Here is an 11,952-nt window from a genome sequence, read left to right as displayed (position 1 = left end):
ATTTTAGAACTACATATTATCAACGCTATATTAAAACGAAGCCATTTATTTAAGTTGATTTTGTTTAGAGTTTTGAGTATTCATATATCCAGTTTTTGAATTTCTACTGTCAGCACTATTGTCTATCATAGATGTGATTTCTGCCTTTTCTTTCCCATATCCCTTTGGTTTTTTATCTTTATTTTTAGCCATAGATACCACCTCCTATATTATTATTTTTTCTAAAATCCTCCAACTTATTCACATAACATAGAGTGTTTATAAATATTTAACTCTTTTATTTTTGTGAAGATGACTTATATAATGTTGATAAATAACTGCATATTATTAAATAATCTATTTAACTCTATATTTGTAGAAATTAAAGGAAAATGCTATAGTAGATGATAGAATATAGCAATTTAATGCAAGGGGGATTATTATGGGTAATTCAATATTTTTTATGCCTACAAAAATAATTTGTGAAAAAAATGCTCTGAAAAATCATGGAGCTATTATGAAAGAATTAGGTAGTACTGCTTTGATTGTAACTGGAAAAACCTCTTCAAAAAATAATGGTTCACTAGATGATGTTTTGAATACATTAAAAATAAATAATATTTCATATGTAATATTCGATGAAGTTGAAGAGAATCCATCTACCGAAACCGTTAAAAAGTTAGCCCTTCTTGGTAAATCTAATAAGGTAGATTTTGTAATTGGTATAGGAGGAGGCTCTCCAATTGATGCCGCTAAAGCTGGTGCTGTATTAATTAAAAATCCTGATTGTTCTATAGATAACTTGTTAACTCAAGGAGAATTAACAGCAATCCCTTTAATTGCAGTGCCAACAACAGCAGGTACTGGAACAGAAACTACTCCATACTCTATTGTTACTGATCATAGTGTAAAAAATAAGAGAGCCATACCTCAAAAGGTATTTCCATTAGTTTCCTTTGTGGATGCTACTTATTTAATGCATACGCCACATCATGTAACCATAAATACTGCCATTGATGCACTATCTCATTTAATTGAAGGATATCTGTCTACTAATTCGAATATATTTAGTAATTGTTTAGCTGAAAGTGGGCTGAAACTATTTAGTCATTGTATGAGTGCCCTTTTACAGCAGGATTTTTCTTTCCAAATACGTGAAAAACTAATGGTTTCCTCCACTATTGCCGGAATGGTAATTGCACAGTCAGGAACCTCTCTTCCTCATGGTATGGGATATCCATTGACCTATTATAAAAATGTACCTCATGGCATGGCTAATGGAGTATTACTAGGTGAATATATGAAATTTTATGAACTAAATGATAGAGCTAAAATAGATGTAATTTTATCTATTTTAGATATGAAATCTCTAGAGGAGTTTAAAGGCTTTATAGATAAGCTTATTAATAAAGATATAGTTAAAATTTCTCAGGATGAAATTTTAGAGTATTCTAAAGCCATGGCTAATAATGAAGCAAAGTTAAAAAATCATCCTTGGAAAGTTAAATTAGATGATATTATAAGGATATATACTAACAGTTTAAACTAGCTAGTTATATGAAATAAGAGGCTCTATAGCTGTATAAAGCCTCTTTTACTCAACAATCTTCATATCATTAAACATTAGTTTTTTTACCCATGCATGTAATTTTACAAAACTATTATTTTCTAATATTTCCATTTCCTTTTTTAACTCTCCAATGCTAATAATTGGCTCTAATAGCTCCATAGTATCCTTAAATCCTTCTTTTATTCTATTCTCTTTACAAATTTGATCTAAGTTTAAGGTACCTGTAATGGTGTTTTCATGTAATCCTCTAGGAATTATTTCTATTATTTTACAATTAGGATATTGTGATTTATCTATATTACTTTCTTTAGAAAGTAATACCACGATTATAATATCGCATCCTTCTTCATATACTGGCCGTATAGGAGTATTATCTGATATTCCACCATCTATGTATTTATTGCCTAATACCTCGGTGCAATCATAAATTCTAGGAAGAGATGCTGAGGCCACCACTATATCTTTACCTATCCTGTCATCATAATCATTAATCCTAAAATATTTAGGATTAAAATCAGGTAATTCTGTGCATGCTGCATAACATATCTTACCTCTCCTCTTAACTACATCCACTTTTAAATATCTATTTATTATGTCTATTGCACCATTCTTAGATGCAATTCCACACTCCAATCTCTTACACATATATTTTTTAGTGAAATTTATATATCGCCACCCTAAAGCCAACTCTACACCTTTTGTTATCAACATTCTTTTACTTATTGGTACAAGCTGCTCCATAGTAACTTCTTCCCATAAATCTTCTGCAGCTTTCATATCGTCTTGTGCAAATAGTATAGCATTAAAGGCACCTATGGAAGTTCCAGCAAACACATCTATATATTTATCTATTTTCAATTCTTTTAGTGCTTTCCAAACTCCTAATTCGTAAGCTCCTTTTCCACCACCACCTGATAGAACTAAACCTAGCTTCATAATTACACATCCTTATATACAAAGTAATTTATAAGTATTTACTATTCATTATTTCCATATTTTTATTTTCTATTAATCATCTGAAGACAAATGTAGAGTCAAATATGTAAAGGATATCTGATATGATACAAGGAATGGATTCTGTTAGTGGAGATTTTCAATAATATTCATAAACTCTTCTGAATGCAAATGATATCGTTTTCATATATCCAGCTATAAATAATTTAAGGAGCATTCTATAATTTAGATTGCTCCTTAATATATTTTATTTCATATTCTTAAAGCTTTGCTATAGAAGTACCTTTAATGAGGTGAAGTATTATCCTCTACCACTTTAAGAGGTCTCATCATATCATGATCCTCGTGCTCTAATATATGGCAGTGCCATACATAGTCTCCTGCATGATCCTTAAAATGCATAATAATTCTTGTAACCATTCCAGCTTCTGCTCTAACTGTATCCTTCCAGCCTTTTTCAAATTCCTTAGGTTCCACCGCAGGACCTATATATTGAAGAATTCCTTTTTCTTGAAAAAGTTGAATGTTAAATGGAATTCTATCTAAAATTTTAAATTGTACTAAATGCACATGAATAGGATGGGGAAAATTAGTTAGATTAATTATATTCCATATTTCTATGCTATCTAAAGCAGGCTTCTCTGTAGTTGGGTCATCCCACATATGATTATTTAACATAAGCATAGGCCTGCCATATTGGTCACCACTAGCACTTAAAGTCAAATTCCTTGTTTTTTTCGCCATGGATTCATCTAGCATAGTCATAGGTCGTAGAGTTTCTGGAATCTTGCTATTATCGGTAGATTTTAAGGGAAGTATAACTCTGAATTGCATTATTAAGCTTGTGTTTGGATCAATATCATTATTTACTAAATTTATATATGCATCTTTTAGTTTTGAAAAATCTATAATAATATCTGTCCTTTCTGCTGGTTCTAAAGTTATGGATTTCAGTTCTACAGGTTTATCAAGTAATCCACCATCAGTACCTATTTGGTAGAATCCTTCTCCGTTAGATAAGCTTAATGTATAAGCTCTAGTATTTGAACCATTTAAAAGTCTAAGTCGATATTTTCTTGGTTCTACTTTTAAATGAGGCCATATCTTTCCATTTACTACAATAGTATTGCCTAAAAAAGCAGGGACTACAGAAGGTTTTACAGATACAGGAAATGGTGGAGCATCAGGGTAGAAAAGAGAACCATCCTTATTAAAACTCTTATCTTGAATCATAAGTGGTATATCATAATCCTTACTAGGCAGTTCAAGTCGATTTTCAAGAACATCTTCTATTATATAAAAACCCACTAAACCTGCATATACATTTAATCTAGTAGTTCCTAAACTATGATCGTGGTACCATAAAGTTGTACCAGGCTGATGGTTAGTATATTTATATATTTCTCTTTTAAAGGTCTTTCCCTTAAGCAAATAGTTGTTTGTAAACCAAGCATCTGGGTGACCATCACTATCTGAAGCCACATTAGCACCATGAAGATGAACCACAGTTCTTACTTCAGGAGAATCCATGGCACCATGCAAGGTAATATCCACAGGAAGAAAATGCTTATAGGGTAATTTGTTTATCCATTTCACTAAGATGGTTTGATCCTTAAATACTTTAAGCGTAGGGCCTGGATAACAGCCATTGTATCCCCATATAATGCTGCAAGGAAAATACTTGTGAAAGTAATGGATAGATTGTTTCATACTTATTTCATAATATTCTATTCCACCGAGAGTTGCTGTAGGTTTCAGTACATGAGGCTTTGGAACCTCGTCTACAAATTTAGGAATAGTATTAGGGTCAGAGGGGTCTACTTTATTATTAAAAGAATTATTAAATTCATCATCTTTACATTCATAACCATGATCTTTCAAATATATCACATCCTTATTTATGGTCATCTAGTACATAATATGGGAATAGAATTGAGGTGATACATTTCTTAGATACATAATACATGAATTTAAACTCTGTTTTAACATATAAACAAGAATTTAAAACAGAGTCTAAATTTAATCTACTAACACCCTTTTATATAGAAATATCAAGACTAATATTGCTACAACACCTATAGCTAGTAAGGGCATTAAGGCGGTTAAGGTTATTTCATTTAGGCTAGTTAAAATCTTCATGGCATGGGTGGCTGGTAAAACATTACTTAACTTTCCAAAGAAGTCTGGTAGCATATCCGATGGAAACATAATGCCACTAAGGAGCATGGTTGGTAAAAAGAACATCTGTGAAACCATAGTCATGGTGGAAGTTTTCTTGGCTAGTATACCAATAATTAGTCCTATGATTATGCTTACACTAATAAACAAAATTAAAAGTAAAAAATAACTTATATAATGAACTGGATACTCTACCTTAAATATAATTGGAGCAGAGATATAAATAATAATAGACACAATTAAAATATGGATTAGAGCAGATACAAAGTTTGTAAAGAGCATTACCCAAAGTGGAATGTTACCAACCTTATAGGTCTTCTTAGCATCTGATGCAAATAACTCTACCACAGGACCTGGTGATCCTAAAAGTGCTGCCATGGAAATTGCAAATATGGTCATAGATTGCATTATAGTGGCTTTTGAAAGTGGATTTATGCTTGAGAATACTGAGCCCATTACCACATAAAAAATTAGAGGTATTATATAATAGGTAAGTAATATTCCCTTATTTCTAAAATCTAGCTTCCACTGTAAAAATGTACTGTATATTAATGCCTTCATATTATTCCTCCTCCTTTTCCTCATTGATAATCTCAATAAATCTTTCCTCTAGTGAAGATCTTTCTACTTTTAAATCTACAATCTTATCTCCATTTTCCTTAACAATATAAAGTATTTCTGATAATGCCTCTTCAATGTCACTGGCAAGTAAGGTTATATATTCTTCTAAAAGATGTATTTTCTTGCTATGCTTAAGGAATATTTTGTTAAGAAGGGAATTGTTTAAAGTTTTTACACTTATTTTTATATCACTATTTGTAGACTTGATTTCACTAGGAGTTCCTATGGTGGTAATTTTTCCGCTTAAAATTATTGCAATTCTATCGCACAGAGTTTCTACTTCAGCCATATCATGACTTGTTAATATAATAGTTACTCCTCCTTGCTTTAACCTCCGAATTTCCTTGTGTAAGCTAACTCTTCCCTCTACATCTAATCCTGCTGTAGGTTCATCTAGAATTAAGAGTTTAGGTTCATGGGCTATGGCAAGGGCTAAATGTAGTCTTCGTTTTTGACCTGTGGACATATTTTCATATTGCTTTTTATAGCTCTCTCCTAATCCAAAGGTATCAAGAAGATCCTTCCTAATTGGAATGTTCTTCCACTTACAGAATAAAGTCATGGCTTCTAGGGCAGTAATATTACCTTGTAAGGAAGAGGATTGAAGTTGAACTCCAATTAACTTATTAATATCCACATTTTCTTTTACATCTTGTCCAAATATCTCAATGATACCACTATCATAAGACTTTATACCTTCAATACACTCAAGAGTGGTGGTTTTACCAGCACCATTAGGACCAAGTAATCCAAAAATCTCCCCTTCTCTTACTTCAAAATTAATATTGTCTACAGCGGCAACTTTTCCATAGGATTTCTTAAGATTCTTAACTTTTAAAATTATGCTCACAATTTACTTCCTCCTTGCTCTATTTATATATTCTAGATTTTAATTAGATTTTGTAATGATTAATATATATGAAATTTTTCCATAATTTATCATCTTAAGTTTATTATAATATATTACGACACATAGAATGCAATATATATTTGAAAAAATTTACTTTTTTTTAATAGTCCTCATTTTAATAAAGTGTTGATTTTAGAACTACATATTATTACGAAGCAAACCATTTGCAGGAAGCTTAGATTTACTTAGGCTATATGAAAGTAAAAAGCGTTAAGAAATACAACTTGTTCGAGAGAATCGAGTTGTTGTGTTTTAGCCTTTTACTTGAATAGAGCCTTAGTAAATCAAGCTTTCGAAACGGTTTGCGAGTAATAAGATGTAGTTCATTATCAACACTTTATTAAAACAAAGCCTTAAAATAAAAAGCCAGCGATGATATAAATTCATCTACTGGCTTTTTCAAATTTTAAGGCAATAGGTTATAATGGTTTAATTCTGATGGAATCACTACTATTAATATAATCCTTTATACAGCTCATAAATCTCTTCCTTACTAAGAGCTACATAGTTATTTGCTAGAAGCCTTTGTTGAGTCATAATTACATTCTCAGCAAATTCACCTATCTCTTTTTCTTCCATACCGTAAGCTCTTAATTTTTTTCTGCTAATTAAATTATTTAAAAGCTGTTCTAGTGAATGATACACATCTTCTCCCTGCTTAATCTTCAATAAATCTGCAAGTAGGGCATTTACATCCTTTATTTTCCCCTCTGGATTTTTCTTATTATAGTATTTAAATATTTGGATAAAAAATTGATAATTTGCTTCTCCATGAGGAACATGATATCTTCCTCCAAGAGGATAGGAAAGTGCATGAACAGCTCCAACTCCTGCATTACCAAAGGAGATTCCTGCATAGTTACTAGCTATTAAGAACTCTTCTATAATCTCTGTTCTATACTCTTTTCCCTTTTCTATTATTTCTTTATAACCCTTTATTATCATTCTTATTGCCTCTCTGCTATACATCTCTGTATAGGGTGTGGCCTTGGGTGAAACTAAGGATTCCATGGCATGGATAAGTGCATCTATGGAGCTATAGACAAAGAATTCATAAGGCAATCCTTTAACTAGCTCTGGTATTAAAACTGCATAATCCGCATAGAGTTCTGGCACTGCTAATCCCATTTTAGTTTTTTTAGCTTTTATTTCAGCAATGGATATATTAGTAACCTCACTACCTGTACCACAAGTGGTAGGTATAATTATAAGCTCTTTGTTTTTAACTGCAGCTACCTTCTTTTCAAATAATTCACTTACCTTTTCCACCTCTTTAAGTGCCAATAATTTTGATATATCTATTATTGAACCTCCACCTATAGCTATGACTCTCTTAAAACCTTTAGGAGCAATTTCTTTCATTATTTTATCTATTATATCATCGGAAGGCTCTTTTAAATTATAATCTTCTTGAAAAATATAAGAGCATCTTAGGTTTAACTCTTCAAGGAAAGTTTTGTGTAAGAATTTATTTGTAAATATTAAATCATATTCTCCAATAGAAAAATTCTCAACAAAATTTCTACAACTATTAAATTTTATAATCTCTGGTTTAATCTCTAATAACATCATAAAATCACCCTCTTATTATATATTATTGTGCCCATATTTCTTCATCGGTAGGTACCTTTGCATCTTCATTATAAAAACCTATCCTTGATACATTTATTAAATGTTTATAATCTAAGTTTTCTGATATACTGTTATTTCCCCAAGAGCCACAACCTAAGGTTGTAGTTGGTGCAAAGCCATTATATAGGCTTCCTCCTGCAGTGGTTGAAGAAGGTTGATTGACCACAAGTCTACTTACAGTTAATTTTCCTCCTGCATATTCTATATGCTCTTTATCATTTGAGTGTATAGCACAAGAATGCCCCTTTCCTTCTACATTTAAGTTAGTCTGAGCTATTTCCACTGCTTCTTTAAAGCTATCATATTCAAAGCTAACCATTACAGGGAACATTTTCTCCTTGCATAATGTATCATCTATACCTTTTCCTCTACCCTTTAAAATTATTACCTTAGTATCCTTTGGCACTTCTACTCCAGCTAAGGCTGCAATAAATTCAACGCTTTGCCCAACAATTTTTCCATTTATACTTCCTTGTATGAATAATACCTTTTCAAATTTTTCTATAATATCACTGTCCTCAGTATAATAAGCTCTATTTTTCACAAACTCATGCATTATTTCTTTATAATTTTCCTTAGGAGCTATTATACTCTGTTCGCCAGAGCATATTATGCCGTTGTCAAAGGTTCTTCCTGTTATTATTTTAGGAACTACCGCCTTTATATCTACATCTCTATCTATAATACACTGTACATTTCCCGCGCCAACTCCATAAGCTGGTTTCCCACTACTATAAGCTGATTTAACCATTCCCATACCACCTGTAGCGATTACTACATCTGTCTGTGTCATAAGCTCTGAAGTTAAGTCTATAGAGGGTTCTTCTATAGTTTGTATCAAATTCTTTGGAGCACCTAACTTTTTTATAGCTTCATTAAAAAGCTCTACCACATATTTAGCACATTTCTTTGCTCTAGGATGAGGTGCTATAATTATGGCATTTCCCCCCTTTAAAGCAAACATAGCATTACACATAGGAGTAACTATAGGATTTGTACAAGGGGTAACGGCTCCTACTACACCCATAGGTTTGGCTACTTTAATAAGTGCTTTATCTCTTTCTTCCCCTATAATTCCTATAGATTTTTTATCCTTTAAATTGTTCCAAATAACCTTGGACTTTCCTTTATTCTTTGTGACTTTGTGGTCGTATACTCCCATTCCTGTCTCTTTTATAGCCATTTTTGCTAATTCTTCAGCTCTGTCATATATTATTTTTCCAATTTCTCTAACTATCTTATCTACTTGTTCTTGAGTAAAGTTTTCATACTCCTTTTGTGCAACTCTTGCTTTATTTACTAAATTCTCTATATATATTTTGTTCTCCATCTTAAGTTTCTCCTTTTCATCTATTTTAACCTTATCTAATATTTCTTTAACATATAAACTATTTCCCATTTATCACTTCTCTCCTTTTCTACTTAAAATTAACTTGCTATCACCATGTTTATTCCTGCATTGAAAGCCAATAGATTTTTTTTAATACTAGCTTTTGGCACATTATCACATATAGCCTTCTCTAAATTTTCATAATCTATATCCTTAGTTAGTGCAGCTAGTATTCCAAGGCACAATATATTTATGGCTTGAGCATTATCAAGAACTTTTTCTGTACAATCAAAGATATCAAATTTTCTCACATTTTGTCCTTCAGAAACGTCTATACTACTATCAGTTATAATCATGGTATCCTCATCACAGAAATTTTTAAATTTATCTAAACCACTTTGACTTAAAGCCAATATTATATCCGCTTTTTCTACTCTTGGGTAACATATATCTTCATCAGAGATAATCACGTCAGCTCTACAACAACCGCCTCTAGATTCTGGTCCATAATTTTGAGTTTGAACTACATGCTTTCCTTCTAATACTGCTGCTTCTGCTAAAATTACTCCTGATTTTACAATTCCTTGTCCACCTAATCCAGTGAAGATTATTTCTTTTTTATTCATTTTCTTATCCTCCTAAAACTACTTTACAGATATTTGACATAAAATAGACATTAGTTATTTCTTTTGAAACTGCATTATATATTCTTCTACATATTCAGGTTCTACAGTATTCTTAAATATGCCTATTTCATATGTTTCCTCCTGCTTCTCACTGACCTTTTTTCTTAAATTGTCTATCATGTCAGAAGGTTTTCGTAGTGAATTTCTTCTTCCAAATTGAACGGGACAAGGTGTTAAAGCTTCTATTATAGAGAACCCCTTCTTATCAAAAGCCTGTTTTATAACATTTACTAGATGTTTATAATGTGCTACAGTACTTCTTGCTATATAGGTTGCTCCTGCTGCTTCACACAATTTGCATATATTAAAATCCCTACATATATTTCCACTTTCCGTAGTAGTAGTTCTAGCATTTAGTGGTGTGGTTGGAGAGCATTGACCTCCTGTCATTCCATATATGTTATTATTAAAAACAATAACCTTTAAATCTATATTTCTTCTACAACCGTGGATAAGATGATTTCCCCCTATAGCGGTACAATCTCCATCTCCAGTTAAGACTATTACCTCTAACTCAGGATTTGCAAGCTTTATGCCCTCTGCATAAGGAATTGCTCTTCCATGTAAGGTGTGTACTGTATCGAAATTCATGTACTGAGCAGCTCTTGAAGAACAGCCTATACCTGAAACTACACAAATCTTATTCTTATCTATATTTAGAGAATCTATGGCTTCAACTAGTGCACTTAATATTATTCCATTACCACAACCTGCACACCAAATATGAGGAAGATGCTCTTCTCTCATGTATTTTTTAACTAATGCTTCTTTCATATTTTCCCTCCATAATTGCGCTTTCTAATTCCTCAGTTTTAAAGATTTCACCACAATATTTATTAATACCTACAACCTTGCATCTATCTCCAGCGATTCTTTGAATTTCAAAGATTAATTGACCAGCATTCAATTCTGGTACAAATATCTTCTTAATGTTATTCTTTTCTATGATTGATAGTAATGCACTATCTGGGAAGGGCCATATGGTATAAGGTACAAATAGTCCAGTAGTGTTTTGCTTATCCTTTATAACTAGTTCTCTACATACCCTAGCTGTAGAACCAAAGGCAACGATTAATGACTTGCATTTAGCAGTTTTCACTTCATCATATTTAGCTATAGTATCATTATTTTTCTCTATTTTATTTAATAATCTTGAGGTTAACTTCTCTGCAACTTCATTGGAGTTAGAAGGATATCCCCACTGATCATGATTTAAGCCAGTTACATGAAATTTATATCCTTCACCTATGATAGCCATTGGAGGTATTAAATCTTCTGTATTTTTATAGGGTGCAAAGCCTTCTTTTACCTCATCTAAACTAGGCTTCTTTCTATCGATAATTTCTATGTGGTCCTTTAAATAAACACTTTCCCTCATATGTGCTATGACTTCATCAAGTAGTAAAATTACAGGTACTCTATATTTTTCTGAATAATTAAAGGCTTCAATAGTTAATTCATATGTAGAAGCCACACTATCTGGTGCAATTACTATAACTGGATGATCCCCATGGGTTCCCCATTTACTTTGCATTACATCTCCCTGAGATACAGAGGTTGGAAGTCCTGTACTTGGGCCTCCTCTCATTACATCCACTATTACACAAGGGATTTCAGCCATGGAAGCATATCCAATGACCTCTTGTTTTAAGGAAAATCCAGGACCGCTAGTTGCAGTCATTGCTTTAACTCCAGTCATAGCTGCCCCAACTACAGCAGCCATTCCTGCAATCTCATCCTCCATCTGTATAAATTTTCCGCCAACTTCTGGTAATTTTACAGAACTTATTTCTGCAATTTCACTGGCTGGACTTATAGGATATCCACCATAAAATTTCATTCCAGCCCTTATAGCACCTTCAACACAAGCTTCATTTCCTTGTATTAATACCAATTTACTCATCACTGTCTCTCCTTATATTTATAGCAAAATCAGGACATATATTTTCACATATACCGCACTTTATACACTTTTCTTCTTGAACAACTATAGCCTTCATATTCTTTTTTCCAAGTACCTTCTTTGGGCAATTATCTATGCATAGTTCACAGCCCTTACACCACGCTTTATTTATATATATCATTGTTCTAG

At 32.2% G+C, this 11,952-nt stretch carries 12 protein-coding genes; 1 reads left to right on the top strand and 11 read right to left on the bottom strand.

The genetic code is table 11. The annotated features are described in order from the left end of the window. Window positions 1-45: 45 nt before the first annotated feature. A complete protein-coding gene (locus ACI48Q_RS10155) occupies window positions 46-192 on the bottom strand; it encodes a hypothetical protein (RefSeq protein WP_474918966.1) in 147 nt (48 codons plus the stop codon). A gap of 229 nt (window positions 193-421) precedes the next feature. Here ACI48Q_RS10155 and ACI48Q_RS10150 point away from each other — a divergent pair, with 229 nt between their 5' ends. Beyond that, on the top strand, window positions 422-1,528 hold the full coding sequence (locus ACI48Q_RS10150; protein ID WP_474918965.1) for an iron-containing alcohol dehydrogenase family protein: 1,107 nt from the start codon (window positions 422-424) through the stop codon (window positions 1,526-1,528). 45 nt (window positions 1,529-1,573) lie between these two features. Here ACI48Q_RS10150 and ACI48Q_RS10145 read toward each other — a convergent pair whose 3' ends face one another. From ACI48Q_RS10145 to ACI48Q_RS10100, 10 genes are all read right to left on the bottom strand, one after another. Next, entirely contained in the window at window positions 1,574-2,485 is a 912-nt protein-coding gene (locus ACI48Q_RS10145; protein WP_474918964.1) for a patatin-like phospholipase family protein, read from the bottom strand. 303 nt (window positions 2,486-2,788) lie between these two features. After that, window positions 2,789-4,384: a multicopper oxidase family protein gene (locus ACI48Q_RS10140; RefSeq protein ID WP_474918963.1), complete on the bottom strand. Its 1,596-nt coding sequence runs from the start codon at window positions 4,382-4,384 to the stop codon at window positions 2,789-2,791. A gap of 138 nt (window positions 4,385-4,522) precedes the next feature. Then, window positions 4,523-5,242 carry an ABC transporter permease gene (locus tag ACI48Q_RS10135; RefSeq protein WP_474918962.1) on the bottom strand — a complete coding sequence of 240 codons (720 nt, stop codon included), beginning with the start codon at window positions 5,240-5,242 and terminating at the stop codon, window positions 4,523-4,525. 1 nt (window position 5,243) lies between these two features. After that, the gene (locus tag ACI48Q_RS10130) at window positions 5,244-6,152 is read right to left on the bottom strand and encodes an ABC transporter ATP-binding protein (RefSeq protein WP_474918961.1); all 909 of its coding nucleotides are present in this window, start codon (window positions 6,150-6,152) and stop codon (window positions 5,244-5,246) included. 513 nt (window positions 6,153-6,665) lie between these two features. Beyond that, on the bottom strand, window positions 6,666-7,784 hold the full coding sequence (locus ACI48Q_RS10125) for a 4-hydroxybutyrate dehydrogenase (RefSeq protein WP_474918960.1): 1,119 nt from the start codon (window positions 7,782-7,784) through the stop codon (window positions 6,666-6,668). A gap of 22 nt (window positions 7,785-7,806) precedes the next feature. Beyond that, complete coding sequence (locus ACI48Q_RS10120; RefSeq protein WP_474919515.1) at window positions 7,807-9,174, bottom strand: aldehyde dehydrogenase family protein; 1,368 nt, start codon at window positions 9,172-9,174, stop codon at window positions 7,807-7,809. 98 nt (window positions 9,175-9,272) lie between these two features. After that, complete coding sequence (locus ACI48Q_RS10115; protein WP_474918959.1) at window positions 9,273-9,800, bottom strand: 2-oxoacid:acceptor oxidoreductase family protein; 528 nt, start codon at window positions 9,798-9,800, stop codon at window positions 9,273-9,275. A 54-nt stretch (window positions 9,801-9,854) separates the two neighbouring features. Continuing rightward, entirely contained in the window at window positions 9,855-10,634 is a 780-nt protein-coding gene (locus tag ACI48Q_RS10110; RefSeq protein WP_474918958.1) for a thiamine pyrophosphate-dependent enzyme, read from the bottom strand. Beyond that, the gene (locus ACI48Q_RS10105; protein WP_474918957.1) at window positions 10,615-11,763 is read right to left on the bottom strand and encodes a 2-oxoacid:acceptor oxidoreductase subunit alpha; all 1,149 of its coding nucleotides are present in this window, start codon (window positions 11,761-11,763) and stop codon (window positions 10,615-10,617) included. Before ACI48Q_RS10105 ends, ACI48Q_RS10110 begins: the two co-directional genes overlap by 20 nt. After that, window positions 11,756-11,944, bottom strand: coding sequence for a 4Fe-4S dicluster domain-containing protein (locus ACI48Q_RS10100; protein ID WP_474918956.1), 189 nt, complete (start codon window positions 11,942-11,944; stop codon window positions 11,756-11,758). The genes ACI48Q_RS10105 and ACI48Q_RS10100 overlap by 8 nt, the downstream gene beginning before the upstream one ends. Between the last annotated feature and the right edge of the window lie 8 nt (window positions 11,945-11,952).

It is taken from the genome of Clostridium sp. LXY-7, assembly GCF_056172015.1.
Note: the sequence above shows the minus strand (reverse complement) of the source record. Positions and strands in the feature narration are given on the sequence as shown.